This is a genomic window from Collinsella sp. AM38-1BH (assembly GCF_003467545.1).
In the GTDB taxonomy this organism is placed as follows: domain Bacteria; phylum Actinomycetota; class Coriobacteriia; order Coriobacteriales; family Coriobacteriaceae; genus Collinsella.
Genome location: NZ_QSHC01000016.1, coordinates 17,804 through 34,497 on the forward strand (window position 1 = coordinate 17,804; position 16,694 = coordinate 34,497).

At 60.9% G+C, this 16,694-nt stretch carries 12 protein-coding genes and 3 tRNA genes; 1 reads left to right on the top strand and 14 read right to left on the bottom strand.

Annotated features, from left to right (window positions below; translation table 11 throughout):
• Window positions 1-21: 21 nt before the first annotated feature.
• A complete protein-coding gene (locus DW870_RS07680; protein WP_117877307.1) occupies window positions 22-1,167 on the top strand; it encodes a polymer-forming cytoskeletal protein in 1,146 nt (381 codons plus the stop codon).
• A 128-nt stretch (window positions 1,168-1,295) separates the two neighbouring features.
• On the opposite strand, the gene typA is transcribed toward DW870_RS07680, so the two are convergent.
• The 14 genes from typA to DW870_RS07750 form a co-directional block, all read right to left on the bottom strand.
• Window positions 1,296-3,134 carry a translational GTPase TypA gene (gene typA / locus DW870_RS07685; RefSeq protein WP_055287536.1) on the bottom strand — a complete coding sequence of 613 codons (1,839 nt, stop codon included), beginning with the start codon at window positions 3,132-3,134 and terminating at the stop codon, window positions 1,296-1,298.
• Between the two features lie 117 nt (window positions 3,135-3,251).
• A complete protein-coding gene (locus DW870_RS07690) occupies window positions 3,252-3,701 on the bottom strand; it encodes a hypothetical protein (protein ID WP_089572580.1) in 450 nt (149 codons plus the stop codon).
• Between the two features lie 30 nt (window positions 3,702-3,731).
• Window positions 3,732-4,121, bottom strand: a complete 390-nt coding sequence (locus tag DW870_RS07695; protein ID WP_117584034.1) for a hypothetical protein — start codon at window positions 4,119-4,121, stop codon at window positions 3,732-3,734.
• On the bottom strand, window positions 4,122-4,622 hold the full coding sequence (locus tag DW870_RS07700) for a bifunctional nuclease family protein (RefSeq protein ID WP_117877308.1): 501 nt from the start codon (window positions 4,620-4,622) through the stop codon (window positions 4,122-4,124).
• Between the two features lie 182 nt (window positions 4,623-4,804).
• Window positions 4,805-4,881: transfer RNA gene (locus DW870_RS07705), tRNA-Ile, on the bottom strand.
• Between the two features lie 4 nt (window positions 4,882-4,885).
• Window positions 4,886-4,961: transfer RNA gene (locus DW870_RS07710), tRNA-Ala, on the bottom strand.
• 67 nt (window positions 4,962-5,028) lie between these two features.
• Window positions 5,029-5,105, bottom strand: a tRNA-Ile gene (locus DW870_RS07715).
• Window positions 5,106-5,403: 298 nt separating this feature from the next.
• On the bottom strand, window positions 5,404-8,115 hold the full coding sequence (gene gyrA, locus DW870_RS07720) for a DNA gyrase subunit A (protein WP_199573630.1): 2,712 nt from the start codon (window positions 8,113-8,115) through the stop codon (window positions 5,404-5,406).
• Between the two features lie 208 nt (window positions 8,116-8,323).
• Window positions 8,324-10,354, bottom strand: a complete 2,031-nt coding sequence (gene gyrB, locus DW870_RS07725; protein ID WP_117877310.1) for a DNA topoisomerase (ATP-hydrolyzing) subunit B — start codon at window positions 10,352-10,354, stop codon at window positions 8,324-8,326.
• A gap of 105 nt (window positions 10,355-10,459) precedes the next feature.
• Window positions 10,460-11,023, bottom strand: coding sequence for a DciA family protein (locus DW870_RS07730; protein ID WP_117877312.1), 564 nt, complete (start codon window positions 11,021-11,023; stop codon window positions 10,460-10,462).
• Window positions 11,010-12,116 (bottom strand): DNA replication/repair protein RecF, encoded by a 1,107-nt coding sequence (locus tag DW870_RS07735; RefSeq protein WP_117877314.1) that lies wholly within the window; start codon window positions 12,114-12,116, stop codon window positions 11,010-11,012. The genes DW870_RS07730 and DW870_RS07735 overlap by 14 nt, the downstream gene beginning before the upstream one ends.
• 9 nt (window positions 12,117-12,125) lie before the next feature.
• A complete protein-coding gene (gene dnaN / locus DW870_RS07740; protein WP_099432409.1) occupies window positions 12,126-13,229 on the bottom strand; it encodes a DNA polymerase III subunit beta in 1,104 nt (367 codons plus the stop codon).
• A gap of 238 nt (window positions 13,230-13,467) precedes the next feature.
• Window positions 13,468-15,192: a DnaA ATPase domain-containing protein gene (locus tag DW870_RS07745; RefSeq protein WP_117877316.1), complete on the bottom strand. Its 1,725-nt coding sequence runs from the start codon at window positions 15,190-15,192 to the stop codon at window positions 13,468-13,470.
• 15 nt (window positions 15,193-15,207) lie between these two features.
• Entirely contained in the window at window positions 15,208-16,560 is a 1,353-nt protein-coding gene (locus tag DW870_RS07750; RefSeq protein WP_117877318.1) for an ATP-binding protein, read from the bottom strand.
• Window positions 16,561-16,694: the final 134 nt, after the last annotated feature.

Here is a 16,694-nt window from a genome sequence, read left to right on the forward strand (position 1 = left end):
GTATCTAACGAAGGATTCACTATGCCTTGCAACCAAGTACCGTCGATCCGGCGCCACAAAACGCAGGCCCGCATCACCATCCTATTCGCGCTGATTGCGCTCGCGCTCACCGCACTTCCTACGGTGTCGTTCGCCGGCACCGACACCGCGGGAAACGTGCTCGCAACCGAAGTTGACTCAACTCCGTCCGGTATCGAAGGCGACCTGTACTGGGCCGGCCAAAGTCTCAACCTAGACGACGCCTCCATCGGCCGCGATATTATCGCGGCGGGTGAGAGCCTGTCGATTCGCGATTGCACCGTAGGCGGCGCCGTTCGTCTGGCGGCACGCACCATCGATATCGCCAAAACCGCAATCGATGGCAGCGTCACGGTGGCCGGCCAGCACGTCGTGCTCAACACCGGCAGCACCGCTAACTGTTTTTACGCGGCGGGCGAAACGGTCGCCCTGCGCGGCTCCGCCAAATCGGCGGCGCTTGCCGGCGACACCGTTACCATCGACGGCACCGTCGATGGCAATGTTGAAGTCTGGGCCGACAAGCTCATCCTGGGTAAAAACGCCCGCATCACCGGCACGGTGAACGCCCACGTCTCACAGGACCCCGAGCGGGCCGAGGGCGCCCAGGTTGGAGCCCTCAAGATCGACCGGACCGAGAACGAGAACACCTCTACGGTCAACGACATGATCGGCGGCATCGTTGCCGCAGCGCTTTCCACCTGCTTTGTCGCTATCCTGCTTGAGCTTGTCTTTCCGCGCGCAACCGCCAGCGCCGCCGGCATGCTCCATCAGCATCCCATGCCACTGTGGGTAAGTGGCCTTCTGGGCACGGTCGCCATCGCTCCCGCCGTCCTGCTGCTTATCATCTCGATTGCAGGCCTGTCGCTCGCCGGAGCCCTCATGTGCAGCATCATCGGCATCGCTTTGGTCTCGGCGGCATTTACGGGTACCGCGATCGCACGCATGGTCGGACACAACCAAAACCGCTTCGCCATGGCCGCCGCGGGCGGTATCGTCGCGGGCGCACTCACGGCACTTCCTCTTATGGGCAACTTTGTCAGCGGCGTAGCCTTCGTCTTCACGCTCGGCTACGTCATCCAAATCATTTGGCACAACGCCCACCTCAAGCCGCAGCAGCCGGCTAACACGCCAGGCCTTCCCACCGCCTAACCACCAACCACCACAAAGGGGACAGGCACCTTTGTGGTGGCGTAGGCCGCCTCAATCCCCGTGCACAAAAAGGGCGTCGACCATCGCGGTCGACGCCCTTTCTTATTGGCGGTTATAAGCCCCAGCGCTTATTTGTTGACCTGGCCGGCGCGGACGGCGGCCTTCTTGCGGTCGGTGGCGTTGAGCAGACGCTTGCGCAGGCGGATGTTCTTGGGAGTGATCTCCACCAGCTCGTCGTCGGCGATGTACTCCAGCGCCTCCTCCAGCGAGAAGGTGCGGGGCGGCACCAGCTGAACGGAGATATCGGAGGTCGAGGAACGCTGGTTGCCCAGGTTCTTGGTACGGGCGATGTTGACGACCATGTCGCCGGCCTTGCTGCGCTCGCCCACGATCATGCCCTCGTAGCACTCGGTGCCCGGCTCAACGAAGAGCTGGCCGCGCTCCTGCAGCGTGCCCAGGGCGTAGGCAACGGCCTTCTCGGTGGTCATGGAGATCATGGCGCCGTTCTGACGGTTGCCGATCTCGCCGGCGTAGGGACCATACTCCAGGAAGGTGTGGTAGAACACGCCCTCGCCGTGGGTGACGTTCATGATGCGGTTCTTAAGACCCATGATGCCGCGGGTCGGGATCTTAAACTCAAGGTGCGTCACGATGCCCGAGGTATCCATGCTCGTCATGATGCCGCCGGAGGTACCGAAGACCTCAACGACCTTGCCCGAGTACTCGTCCGGGCACTCGACGACGGCCTGCTCGACGGGCTCCATCTTGTTGCCGTTCTCGTCCTTCTTAAACAGAACGCGAGGACGGCCAACCTGGAACTCAAAGCCCTCGCGACGCATGGACTCCATCAGAACGGACAGGTGCAGGATGCCGCGACCCGAGACCTCGACGCCGCTCTTGTCCTCGAGCTCCTCGATCTTCATGGTTACGTTGTTCTCGGCCTCGTTGAACAGGCGCTCCTTGAGCTGACGGGCGCCCACGATGTCGCCGTCGCGACCGACGAGCGGGGAGGTCGAAGCCTCAAAGACGATGGACAGGGTCGGCGGGTCGATCTCGATGGGCTCGAGCTCGACGGGGTTCTCGGGATCGGTGTAGACATCGCCGATATCGGTGCGGTCGATGCCCACGACGGCGGCGATGTCGCCGGCGCCGACTTCCTGGCATTCGGTGCGGCCCAGGTAGTCGAAGGTAAAGAGCTGCTTGACGGTAGCGGTGGCGCTGGAGCCATCGTTCTTCACAACCAGAATCTGGTCGCCCTGGTGAATGGCGCCGGAATACACGCGACCGATGCCGATGCGGCCAACGAAGTTGGAGTGGTCGATGGTCACGCACTGCATGGCCAGCGGGGCGTTCTCGTCAACCTCGGGCGCGGGCATGTCGTCGATGATCATGTCGAGCAGCGGATACATGTCCATGTTGCCGTCGTTGGGGTCAAGGCGGGCAAAGCCGTTCATGGCGCTGGCGTAGACGACGTGCTCCATGGCGAACTCGAGCTGGTCGTCGGTGGCGCCTAAGTCGGCCATGAGGTCCAGGCAGTCGTTGTAGGCCTTCTCGGGGTTGGCGCCCGGACGATCGATCTTGTTGATAACGATCATGATCTTAAGGCCGGTGTCGATAGCGTGACGCAGCACGAAGCGGGTCTGGGGCATGGGGCCCTCAAAAGCGTCGACCAGCAGCAGGGCGCCGTCGGCCATACGCAGCACGCGCTCGACCTCGCCGCCAAAGTCGGCGTGGCCCGGGGTGTCGATGACGTTGATCTTAACGTCCTTGTACTCGATAGAGATGTTCTTGGCGAGAATCGTAATGCCGCGCTCGCGCTCCTGGTCGTTAGAGTCCAGGACGCGGTCCTCGACCTGCTGGTTGGCACGGAAGGCGTCCGTGGCACGCAGGAGCTTGTCGACCATCGTCGTCTTGCCGTGGTCGACGTGGGCGATGATGGCGATGTTCCTCAGATTGTCTACGCGCATGTAGTTCCCCTATCTTCTATCCATATACAAACGGCACGCGTATGCGACCCGCCCAGCGATACAACGCTCAGCGGGAATATTGAGCCTTTTACCGAAAACTCGTTTATTTTAGCGATTTTAGATAAGAGGGGTTTCCTCACCTGCAGGTTCAGGGTCGCTCCACATAAAACCATCGCCGGCACCCATGCCCTCATACAGCACGTATGCCGAAAAACCGCTCTCGAGCGTGGTTTCGAAGAAGCTCACGAGCAGAGCATCGTGATAGCCGCCGTCAATCTCGACGCAGCCGGTGTAGCCGATGGCATAGCGGGCGATACGGCCCAGGCCCTCGTCCTTAAGACCCATCTTGTGCTCGGAGATAAAGTTGGTGGCAGCCTCCAGGCATGCCTCCTCGCCATCTTCGTCGAGTGCGGCCAGATAACGGTTGGAAGCGGCGTCCTCAATTGCCACAACCACGCCCGGGTTCTCGCCCGCGGCCAGGTCGTCCAAGAAGGCGCCAATCAGATCGCACACCATGGCGTCGAGCTCGGCGGAGACGTTACCGGCGTCCTGCATATCCTGTGCCATCTTTAGACCTTCCCATCGAGTCCGGCGTCGTTACAGTTCTTGTGCCTCAGCAGCGATCTTGGCGGCAGCGTCGCGGGCGTGCATCATATCCACCGCACGCTTGTCGAGCACCTTGATCTGACTGGTCAGCATTACCGCGTCGACCACGCCCCAGATCACCAGGCCCGTAGAGATCGAAAACCCAAGCGCACCAACTGTACCACGAAGGCGCGAGCAGATTGCCGCGACAAGGGCGGAGATGACAACCATCTTGATAAACGAGCCGCGGCGCTCGCGAAGCGTACGGGCCTGTGTCACATAGGCGAGGCGGGCCGCCTCGGATGCTTCCGAGCGCATCTGGGCTTCACGCGCGATGGCGGCCGCCTCAGCCGACATGCCACCGGCCATCAGCGAACGCTCCGCAACCTGGACGCCCCGCATTTAGAAGTCATCGGGGGAGAGCGTATGGACGAACTCGTCGAACTTCTCGAACTCCTGCTCGTCGTCGACTTCCTCGGCATGGGTAGAAACGGTGCCCAGGCGATTCATGATGTCGTCCTCCACAAACATGGGAGCATTGCTGCGCACGGCAAGGGCGATGGCATCGCTGGGGCGGGCATCGATCTTGCGCTCGTCACCATCGGCCAGTACGACAATCGTCGCGTAAAACACCGGCGGCTCGGCGCGAACGATCTCGATGCGCTCGAGCTTGGCGCCCAAGGCGTCAACGGTATCGAGCAACAGGTCATGGGTAATCGGGCGCTCGGCGCGACCGCTATCGATGCCGCGGCTGATGGCAGCAGCTTCAAACGAACCAGTCTGAATGGAAAGGGAACGCAGCGGCGCGGGCGAGTCCGATTTGCTGCAGCGCTCGCGAAGCACGATAAGCGATGGCACGGGACCGGCGGCCATGACGATGGTCTCTATGTCGACACGAACCATGGAACACCTCCGGTACGTAGCGGTTAACACGCGGCAGCCCGCCGCATTGAATAGCTATACTACCCAAACTTTCGCACAGCACACAAAATCAAAGTAGTCTTTTTGGGACGGGGCTCTTTTGACTACTCCAGCAGGTAAGAAAAAAGCCCCGAGGAAACCCTCGAGGCTCTTCACAATTTTGATGGTGGACCTGACAAGATTCGAACTTGTGACCTCCCGGTTATCAGCCGGACGCTCTAACCAACTGAGCTACAGGTCCATCATGGTGGAGGTTAGGGGGATCGAACCCCTGACCTCAGGCTTGCAAAGCCCGCGCTCTCCCAGCTGAGCTAAACCCCCACGGAGACAGTAATAAACACCCCAGCGGCGACTCGGCTCTCGCTGGGGTGTTTATTGCGAAAGAAAGTGGTGGACCTGACAAGATTCGAACTTGTGACCTCCCGGTTATCAGCCGGACGCTCTAACCAACTGAGCTACAGGTCCATCGCGCAAGGGATATATTAGACGAGTCGTTACGCGCGCGTCAACAACTTTTTTGAAAATCTTTGAGAGGGGTGGTCGCCGGGCTGACGAGATGGTTTTGGTTTGCTGCTCGGACAGTCCTGCGCAAGACGAAGGCCACATTAAGTGGCCTTCTTTGCGTGCGGAACTCGCGACAAACCAAAACCATCTCGTCAGCCCGGCGACCATGGGGTCCCAAGGTTTTCAAAAAAGCGGTCGGCGCGCAGGGGCGCCGACCGCCGATATATGGGGTCTGATATTTTCTATCAGCTAGGGCCTCTTACTCGTCGAGGAGATCTTCTGGCATGTCGTTGCCGTCGCCTAGATCGACAGGGGTTTCTTCGGAGGCAGAGCCGTCTTCTGTGGCTTCGGCTTCGGGCTTCTCCTTGGCGGCCGTCATGCGGGCGACAGCGCATACACGGTCGTTGTCGTCGACGGTCATCATCTTGACGCCCTGGGTGGCGCGACCGGTTTGGCTGATCTCGTCGGTCTTGACGCGAATGACCGTCGCGCCCTCCGTCACGATGAACAGCTCATGCTGCGGGCCCACCGTCTTCATGGCTGCGAGGTTACCCTTGCGCTCGGTCATCTGGATGGTGTAGACACCCTGACCGCCGCGGTTCTGCTCCGGGTAATCCGAGACCGGCGTGCGTTTGCCGTAGCCGCGCTCGGTAATGACGAACAGGTCGCCGTTACCGTTGGTAATCTCCATACCAAGAACGCACACGCCTTCCTTCATGCCAATGCCGCGAACGCCGCTGGTATCGCGGCCGGTAGCGCGCACCTGGTCCTCGGGGAACATAATCGCCTTGCCCGCGGTGGTTGCCATGATGATCTTGTCACCCTCGCGCACGCGACGTACAGCGAGCAGTGCGTCGTCGTCCCTCAGGTTGATGGCGATCAGGCCGTCGCGGCGGCTACGGTCGTAGGCGCTCATCACGGTCTTCTTGACCATGCCGCTCTTGGTGGCAAACATCAGGTACTCGTCGGCGGGGAACTCGCGGCAGCTGATGACGCTCGCGATCTTCTCGCCCTCTTCGAAAGGCAGCAGGTTGACGATCGCGGTGCCGCGGGCCTGGCGCGTGCCAACCGGCAGCTCGTGCACCTTCAGGCGATAGACCTTGCCCTTGCTCGAGAAGAACAGCACGTACTCGTGCGTGGACGCGATGAACATCTCGTCGATGACGTCGTCCTCTTTGAGGTTGACGCCCGAGACGCCCTTGCCGCCGCGCTTCTGGGCGCGGTAGGCGGCCACCGGGATACGCTTGACATAGCCGGTGTGGGTGATGGTCACGACCATGTCCTCGTCGGCAATGAGGTCCTCGACGTCCAGGTCCTTCTCGACATGGCTGATCTCGGTGCGGCGCTTATCGCCGAACTTCTTGGAGATCTCGCGCATCTCTTCCTTAATGACGCCCAGGATCTTCCCCTGGTGCGCCAGCAGGTCCTCGTAGTAGGCGATGGCGCGGCGCAGGCCGTCCAGCTCTTCCTGAATCTTGTCGCGCTCCAGGCCGGTCAGGCGGCGCAGCTTCATCTCGAGGATGGCCGTGGTCTGCTCGGGCGTAAAGCCAAAGCGCTCGATCAGGCGGCTGCTGGCCTCGGAGTCGGTCTGCGAGGAACGGATGATGCTAATGACCTCGTCGATATGGTCAAGGGCCATCAGGTAGCCCTCGAGGATATGCGCGCGGGCCTGGGCCTTCTTAAGGTCGAAGCGGGTGCGTCGGGTGACGACGTCGACCTGGTGGTCGATGTAGTGCTGCAGCATCTCGCGCAGGCTCAGGCATTTGGGAACGCCGTTGACGAGCGCCAGGTTGTTGGCGCCGAAGGTCGTCTGCAGCGAGGTGTACTTGTACAGGTTGTTGAGCACGACCTGCGGGATGACGCCCTTCTTGAGCTCGATGACCAGACGGATGCCCTTCTGGTTGGACTCATCGCGCATATCCGAGATGCCCTCGATGCGCTTGTCGTTGACGAGCTGGGCGATCTTCTCCTGCAGGGTGCCCTTGTTGACCATGTAGGGAATCTCGGTAAAGACCAGGCGGCTGCGGCCGGTCTTGGTGGACTCCACGTGAGCCTTGGCGCGCACGGTAATGGAGCCGCGGCCGGTCTCGTAGCTCTGCTTAATGCCGGCGCTGCCCATGATGATGGCGCCGGTGGGGAAGTCCGGGCCGGGCATGATCTGCATGAGCTCGTCGACGGTGGCGTCCGGATTGTCGATCAGGTAGCAGGTGGCCTCGATCGCCTCGGTGAGGTTATGCGGGGCGATGTTGGTGGCCATGCCGACGGCGATGCCCTGGCTGCCGTTGACCAGCAGGTTGGGGAAGCGCGCAGGCAGCGCCTGAGGCTCGGCGAGCGATTCGTCGTAGTTGGGCTGCCAGTCGACGGTATCCTTCTGCAGGTCACGCAGCAGCTCCATGGCGGGCTTTGCCAGGCGGCTCTCGGTGTAACGCATGGCAGCGGCGCCGTCGCCGTCGATGTTACCGAAGTTGCCGTGACCGTCAATGAGCGGCGTGCGCATGGAGAACCACTGCGCCAGGCGAACCATTGCCTCGTAGACCGCGAAATCGCCGTGCGGGTGGTACTTACCGATAACTTCGCCGACCGTCCAGGCCGACTTCTTGTGCGGGCGGTTGGGGTAGATGCCGCTCTCGTTCATCGCGTACAGGATGCGGCGGTGCACCGGCTTTAGGCCGTCGCGCACGTCCGGCAGGGCGCGCGCCGTGATGACCGACATCGAATACTCGATGAACGACTGTTTCATCTCACGGCCGAACTCCGAAATCTGGAGCTGGCCGCCATTGATATCCTCGCCGGCCGAGGCGCCACGGTCGACTTCGCCAAAGCTCTCCTCGAGCTCGCCGTCGTCGTCTTCTTCCTCATCATCATCGGCATCGGGGTTATAGGCGTCCGGATCGCCGTCCTCGCCCTGCTCAGCACGGGCAAGCAGGCGCTTCAGATCGTCGGGCATGCCGGCATCGCCGGCCTCGCCCATACCCTCGTTGTTGTTGATATCGTCTGCCACGTTACCTCCTCATGGTTTGCGTGGTCCATTAGTTCCCTACCACGGAGACGGATTACCGGGAATGCCGGATAACCCTCCTAGGTTTTCCAGGTGCCCCAGGTTGCCCTGAAGGATGAGGGCGCACGCCTTGCGTGCGGCGCCCGAAATCCTGAAGGGCAAGATGGGGTGCCTGGGAAAGCTAGGCGTCAAGGAAACGCGCGTCGTGGGCGTGCTTCTCGATGTACTCACGGCGATAGCCGACCTCGGAACCCATCAGTTCGCGCACGGCGCGGTCTGCCACCACGGCATCCTCGATCGACACGCGCTGCAGGATGCGGGTCTTGGGATCCATCGTCGTCGAGGCGAGCTGCTTGGGGTCCATCTCGCCCAGACCCTTGTAGCGCTGGACGGTATAGCCCTTGCGCTTCTTGGTGATCTTGCCATCCTTGGCCTTGCCGTCCTCGTCGTTATCGTCGGGGTTCAGGCCCAGACTCTGGATGGTGTCGCGCAGGATCTCGTCTTCGGGCTGGCGGCCGTTGGGATACACGTAGTGGATCTTGTTGCGCACCTTAATGCCAAAGATGGGCGGACAGGCAACATAGACGTAGCCGGCATCGATCAGCGGACGCATGTACTTGTAGAAGAACGTCAGCAGCAGGATGCGGATGTGCGCACCGTCGACGTCTGCATCGGTCATGATGATGATCTTGTGGTAGCGCGCCTTGGTGATATCGAAGTCGCCGCCGTCGCCGGCACTCGTCGTGACGCCGCAGCCGATCGCGGTAATCAGCGACTGGATGGTGTCACTCGAGAACGCGCGATGGTCACCAACGCGTTCGACGTTCAGAATCTTGCCGCGCAGGGGCAGAATCGCCTGAATGTCTCGGCGACGGCCGTCCTTGGCCGAACCGCCTGCCGAGTCGCCCTCTACGATGAAGAGCTCGGTCAGCTCGGCATCGCGCACCGAGCAGTCAGCGAGCTTACCGGGCAGGGACGCCGTCTCGAGCAGGCTCTTGCGGCGGGTCGCCTCGCGCGCCTTGCGGGCGGCATTGCGCGCCTTGCAGGCCTGTTGCGCCTTCTTGACGATCTCGCGGGCAGGCTTGGGATGCTCCTCCAAGTAATCGGCAAGGCCGTCGGTCACGATCTTGAGCGTCAGCGCGCGCATATAGGAGCTGCCGAGCTTGGCCTTGGTCTGGCCCTCAAACTGCGGATCGGGCAGCTTGACCGAGATAACGGCCGAAAGGCCCTCGCGCACATCGTCGCCGGTCAGATTGGCGTCTTTTTCCTTGAGCAGGTTCTGCTTGCGCGCGTAGTCGTTGATCACGCGGGTGAGCGCGGTGCGAAAGCCCTCAAGGTGCATGCCGCCCTCGGGAGTGTAGATGTCGTTGGCAAACGACATGACGTTCTCGCCGTAGCCGCTATTCCACTGCAGGGAAACCTCGACCTCGCCCATCTTGGCCACAGGCGCGTCCGGGTCCGATTTGCCCTCGATGTAGATGGGCTCCTTAAAGGCCTCGGGGACGTCCTTGCCCTCGTTGAGGAACTTGACGAAGTCGATGATGCCGCCCTCGTAGCAAAACTCCTCCACGTGGGGAGTCGGCTCGCGCTCGTCGGTCAGCACGATTTTGAGGTTCTTATTGAGGAACGCCGTCTCCTGCAGACGGTTGTGCAGCGTATCGAAATCGTAGATGCAGGTCTCGAAGATCTCATCGTCGGGCCAGAAGGTGACGGTGGTGCCCGTCGAATTCGAGGTGCCCACGACCTCCATCTTCTTGACGGTCTTGCCGCGCGAGAACTCCATCTCGTAGGTGTTGCCATCGCGGCGAACCTGAACGACCACGCGCTTGGACAGTGCGTTGACGACGGAGATGCCCACGCCGTGCAGGCCGCCCGAGACCTTATAGGCCGAGTTATCGAACTTACCGCCGGCGTGCAGGATCGTCATGACGACCTCGAGCGTCGGGATCTTTTTAACAGGGTGCTCGTCGACGGGGATGCCGCGCCCGTTGTCGACGACCGTGATGGAGTTGTCGGCGTGGACCGTCACCTGGATCTCGGTGCAGAAACCGGCCATGGCCTCGTCGACGGAGTTGTCAACGATCTCCCACACCAGGTGATGCAGACCGCTGGCGCTCGTCGAGCCGATATACATGCCCGGGCGCTTACGAACGGCCTCGAGACCTTCGAGAATCTTAATCTCGCCGCCATCGTAATCGTTTTCGTTTGCCACACGTCCTCCTTCAGTCAAGAAAATGTGTACAGCCTTACCAGTTTATCGTAAAAAAATACCCTCGGGAACGAGGGTATTTGGCTCTACAAGGCCACCAGATGCGATTTAAGGCTCTTTTTTGCTTTGCACGCCCTTGGCCCACTCGGCACTGGCTCTCATGGCATTCTCGAGGGCCTCGCGCAGTTTTTGGTCTTCGATGGGCGCCACCTGGCGCTCAATCTCGGTGCGCTCGGCCTCACTTAGATCGGCGTGCGGGGCCGGCGGGCACTCGGTCACGGCCGGGCGCAGGCGCTCCTTGGCGGCGGGTGGCGTGTGACCGGGCGCGGTGGTTTTGAACACCAGGCCGTCCACATGCGCACCGGCGCGCTCCATGCGCGCGCGGATGATCTCGCGCAACAGCGTCATTTCCTGCGTCCACGAGGGCGAGTCGAGATATACCAGCAGCTCATTGGACTCGGGCAGGTAGCGCAGGCCCGTCACATGCCGCCCCTCGCGCGTGCCCGAGCACACCGCGTTCCACGCGCGATAGACCGCGCGCGACTCCTCGGCGGCCTCCATCTGCGCACGGCGCTCAGGGGTCGCAGCCGCCAGGATACGCTGGCGCTCTGCGTTCAAAAACCCACTGAAGGCGACCGTCTCGCTCTCGCGCTCGTAATTAGCACGTCTCACCCATGCTCACCACCTTGGCTCGATCAAGCAGGTCATCGGTAAAATACCCCAGGTTGGTCGTGGTTATGACCGTCTGGATATCATCGCCGATCAGCCGCAGGAAAGCGCCGCGACGCTCGCCGTCGAGCTCGCTCATCACGTCGTCCAAAAGCAGCAGTGGGGCGGTGCCCAGGACATCGCGAGCCACGGCCACCTCGGCCACCTTCCAGGACAGCACCAACGTTCGCTGCTGTCCTTGACTGGCAAATGAACGGGCGGAGCGACCCGCCACGGTAAATTCAATCTCGTCGCGATGCGGTCCCACCAGCGTCACGCCGCGGCGAATTTCCTCGTCGGCGTGCTCATCAAGGGCAGCCAGCATGCGCTCGTACGCCCAGCCCTTCAGCTCTTCGCGATCCTCGACCTGGGGTAAATCCCCCAGCGTGGACGCATAGGACACGTTGGCGGCCTCACCTGACGCCACTTGCCCGTAGGCAGTGTGCACATGGCCCGCCAGCCGGTCGAGCAGGGCCAACCGGTGCACGAGCAGGGCCGAGCCCGCGCGGGCAATCGAATCGTTCCACGCGCCGAGCATCTCGCGGCAGCACCAGGTCTCCTTGAGCAAGGCGTTACGCTGGGTCACGCAGCGCCCATAGGTGCTCGCAAGATCGGCATAGCGTGCGCTCAGCTGCATGCCAAAGTCATCGAGGGCGGCGCGGCGCACACTGGCGCCTCGCTTAACCATGTCCAGATGGTCGGGGCAAAACAGCACACTCGGCAGAACCCCGCGCACACCAGCGGCAGAGCATCTCTTGCCGTTGCGGCTAAACGAGCGCTTACCGTCCTCCGCGCTCAATCCCATATCAAGCACGCGGCCGTCGCCCTCGAGCCTCAGCTCGATCTTGCACGAGCCCACGCCGTCATGGACGAGCTCCGCTGCGGTCGGATGCCTAAACGAGGCGCCGCTCGTCAGCAGCTGCAGGGCCTCTATGAGATTGGTCTTTCCCGCCGCGTTGGGTCCCGCAAGTATCGTCACGCCCTCGTCCAGGGCAAGGCGATAGCTATCGAAGCTGCGGTAGTGCGCGACGGAAAGATCGCGGGCGAACATGGTCATAGCGCAGCGCTAGATGCGGACCGGCATGACCAGGTACAGGTAGTTGATCTTATCGTAGGACTTAAAGATGCCCGCCTGCGAGTAGCTCTTGAGCTCCAGCGTGATCTCCTTCTCCTTGGACAGGGCATTGAGGCAGCCGAAGATGTAGTGGTAGTTGAAGGCGATGGTACCTGACTCGCCCTCGGCCTCGACATCGATCGTCTCCTGCGCAAGGTCCTGGTCATTGGAAATGGAGGACAGGCCCATCTGCCCGTTCTCGACATCGATCTCGAACTTGACGGCGGGGTTGGCGCTCGCAATAACGGCCACGCGCTTGAGGGCGGCGTTAAAGGCGGCGACGTCGATCTTGACGCTCGTCACGCACGAATCGGGGATGAGCTGCTTGTAGTTGGGGTACACGCCCTCGATACGACGCGACACGTAGGTGGTGTTGCCGGCCTCGAAGACGACCTGGGTGTCGGTAGCCCCGATCATGATGGTCGCCTGGCTGGCCATGATGTTCAGCGCGTCGTTAAAGGCGTCAGCCGGAACGTTGAGCTCAAAGGAGCCCTCGAGGGTCGAGGTCTCGACCTGCGTATCGCACACGGCCAAGCGGAAGGAATCGGTCGCCACCAGGCGTACGGTGTTGTTCTCGACCTTCATGTGCACGCCGCCCAGGATGGGGCGAGCCTTGTCGGTCGAGGTGACGCGCCACACGCGGCCGACCATTTCGGACAAGACATCGGTCGGCAGCTCCACGGCACTCTCGATGGCATAGGCCGGAAACTCGGGGAAGTCATTGGCATCGAGCGTATTCAGCCTAAAAGAGCTCTTCTCGCAACCAATCAGCACCTGGCGCTCGGACAGCTCAAAGGTAACCGGGGCATCGGGGAGGGTCTTGGTGATATTGGAGAGCATCTTACAGGGAATAACCATCTCGCCCTCTTCTTCGACATGCGCCGCGATGCGATGACGAATCGAGATGGTGTAGTTAGAGGTCTGGAATTCCAAGATGCCGTCTTGGGCCTTAACGAGCACGCCCGACAGGATGGGGAGGGTGGATGCCGAAGCGACACCCTTCATAACGACGCCGATGGCTTGTGTAAGCGAGCTCTGGCTGACGGTGAACTTCATCTTTTAATACCTTTCTATAGATATAAATATCTTAATAATAGTAATAGCACTGACGAAACTGTTGATTACTCCCAAAGACGCAGGTCAGACCCAGAAAGAGAATCGACAGCAACCTGTGTGCAACAGGGGTGGTTTTCCACGTTCAAAACCTGCGCAAAACTTTTCATCACCGCAGGTTGGGTTTTAGACACCTTATGCCCGTGGTTTCGACAAGTTTTCAACAGGTGTCTCTATTTCCCTACGAGCGCAGTGTAATTTTATCGCGCAGCGACTTGAGGTCTTCGGTGACGGTGCGGTCTTCCTGGATCATCTTCTGGACCTTTTTGTAGCTCGTACTGACGGTCGAGTGGTTGCGGTTGCCAAATTCGGCGCCCACCGCCGTGGTCGTCATCTCGCACATCTCGATGGCCAAGTAGATAGCGATATGGCGTGCTTTGGCGATATTGGCGTTGCGACGCGGGCCGATGAGCTCCTCGTGCGTCACGCCGTACTGCTCTTCGATGACGGACTGAACCGTCTGGACGTTGATCTTTTTGGCCGATGTGTCGAAGTACTGGCTGGCGATGGCGTCGATATCGTCAAAGGTGAGCTCCCCGCCCTCGCGCTCGCGGTCGCCCGCCTCGCCGGCGCAGCGCTCGCAGAAGCTCTCGAGTTCGCGGATGTTGGTGCCCGAGACCTCGGCCATGTGTTTAAAGTGCTCGTCGGTCAGGTGCCCGCCGTCGCCCCCATAGGCCGCCAGCAGCGAGTCGTCGCCTGCCTCGGGAGCGGCGACGATGGTGTTCTCGTAATAGCGCTGCAAGATCTTGTATTTCATCTCGTAGCTGGGCTCTGCGACCAGGCAGAGCATGCCGGCGTTGAAGCGGCTGGTCAGACGCTCGTCCATGCTCAGGTCCTTGGGGGCGCGGTCTGCCGCGATGACGACCTTCTTGTTGTTGCGGATGAACTCGTCCATGAGCTGGAAAAAGTAGTCCACGCTCGCGCGCTTGCCGATGATGTTTTGGATGTCATCGATGATGAGCACGTCCACGCCGTGGTATGCCTGCATGATAGGGGCGTTGCTCTTCTTTTGGCGGTCGAACTCGGTCATCAGGTCGTCCAGATATGCCTGGGAGTTGGCATACTTGACCTTGATCTCGGGCGACTTCTCGGCGAGCTCGTTTTTGATGGCAAGCAGCAGGTGCGTCTTGCCCAGGCCCGATTTGCCGTAGATGAACAGTGATGTGCACGTGCCGCGCTCGTCCGCGAGGGCGGCAAACTTGAGTGCCGAGCGATAGGCATGGCTGTTCTCGGGGCCGTAGACAAAGTTCTCAAAGGTAAATTTTGAGTTCGCGACGAGTGGGGCTCCATCCGTATTCTGCTCGGCCGGCACGGTCGGTGCTGGCATGGGTGAAGCGGGGGTCGCGGCTTGCGTGGACTTAGTCGGCGCTCCGCCCTTCATCTGGTTCATCATGCGACGAAAATCATCGGCCGAGAGCGTGTTCTTGATTGCAATGCCCGAATCCGCGCCCGCCGCTGCGTCATGAGCGATGGGCATGTGCGTGACGGGTGCGTTCGTTGACGTCGCAGCGGCGGTCGGCAACGGTGCCATGGTTTCACGGGAAACATCGCTGTGCTGGTGCTCGATTGTCGGCACGTCGCCTGCGGAGGCTGGCGCCGCAGGGGAAGCAGCGGGAGCCGTGGCGGGCACCGTCGCGGCAGCAGATTCGGCCGTTGCGCCTTGCGGTGCCACGATGTCGAGCGCGATCGGAGCAAAGGCGATTTCTTCCAGATAGGCCTCAATAGTCGGCTGATGCTTTTTGAGCTGCGCGATGGCAAAGCGCGAGGGGGCCTCGATCGTGAGCGTATCTTCGGTCAGGCTTATGGCGCGCGATTGCCCCAGCATGTTGATGAGGCGTGCATCTTGGCCGTCGCGCTGGCAAAAGGCGATGGCATCCCCCAGGATGATGCTTGCTTCCTCGTCCACTGTCTCTCCCGTTCTTTAGCTCTGAGCTCGCACGCGAGCGGCGCCGAGTTCGGTCAGATGGTATTTCTGGCCATGCTTGATGACCAAGCCGGCCTGCGCCAAGTCATTGAGCGTGCGTGACCAAGTGGGGGCCGAGTTTCCAAACGCCCTCGCCAGATCGGTTGCACCGCACGCTTGATTTTGCGCCAGATAGCCCAGCGCGGCGTTGCCGCGATCGCTTACGAACACGTCCGGCTGTGGCTGCGCATACTGATTTGCTGCATTAGGATACATCATTTGAGCTGCTGATTGTTGAGAACTCTGCATCGGCGGCATTTGCTGTTGAAAACTTTGAGGCCACTGTTGGTAAGGCTGCGGAGTCATCTGCTGGGCCCAGGGGTTGTACTGCTGCTGCGGCATCTGCTGGTACGGCTGCTGATATCCCTGCTGGTACTGCTGTGGGAACTGCTGGCCATACCCCAGTGGCGGCATCTGCTGATATGGATATCCCTGTTGGTACGGCTGATATCCCATTTGCTGGCCACCCGGTGCCCCCGTCGCCTGCTGCATTGCTGCTGCATCCTGATCCGCCAGCGGCATGGCCTCTGGCGCGTTTGGCGGCATCGACATCGACGCCGCCTGGGACTCTTGTGTAGGAAGCATTCCGGGCTGCTGCATCTGTCCCACGCGGGGCTGCATCTGTTGCGTTGCCATGGGCTGCTGCGCAAAAGCTCCCGGCAGGGGATATGCGGACTGCTCCGTCTCGGGCCGCACGGCAGCACCGCGCCCGCCGGCGCGTTCGATTTCCTGCACGCGTTTAGGATCCAGGCTTACCGTAACCACGGTGCCGTTGCCCATGTTGTCCTCGATGGACACGGCCCCGCCGGCGTTTTCCAAATACTCCTGCACCATGGGAAACCCTGCTCCGGTTCCACGGATATAGCGCTTCATCTTGCTGTTTGCGCTGGTAACGCCAAAGTCGAAAGCGCGCTCCTTGTCGTCGATGCCGGGTCCTTGATCAGCAAAGCGGATGGTGTCTCCGCCGTCCAGAATCGAGATGATGGGCTCGGCAAAGTGCGCGTGGATAAAGTTTTCGACAATCTCGCGGATGACCATGAGCGAGATATGGCCACCTTGTTCTTTCATGCACTGGTAGACGGTGTTGGTCGTCTCTTCCAAATACGTGCGGACATCTTGCGGATCAATGACGATCACACGCGGTGTCGACAGCATGTCGTCATAGACGGCGATGCGCGCGGCGTACATGGCTTTTGGCGCCTGCGTGGTCGTCTGCTCGCCTTCCTCACGCTCTTCGCGCACGCCGGTGATGTGCTCGTTGTCGGGTGCCGGGTCTCCGGAATCGACCATGGTGTAAAAGTCGTCAGACATGCCGCTCGCAATCTTTCAAAAGGTTTCGAACAAATAGTAGCTCACTGTGCAATGTTTCTCATCTTTCGACAACTTTTCAAAACCTGTTGAAAACTTTGGAAAACGGACGAAAAGTTCTCAACATTGCCAACATG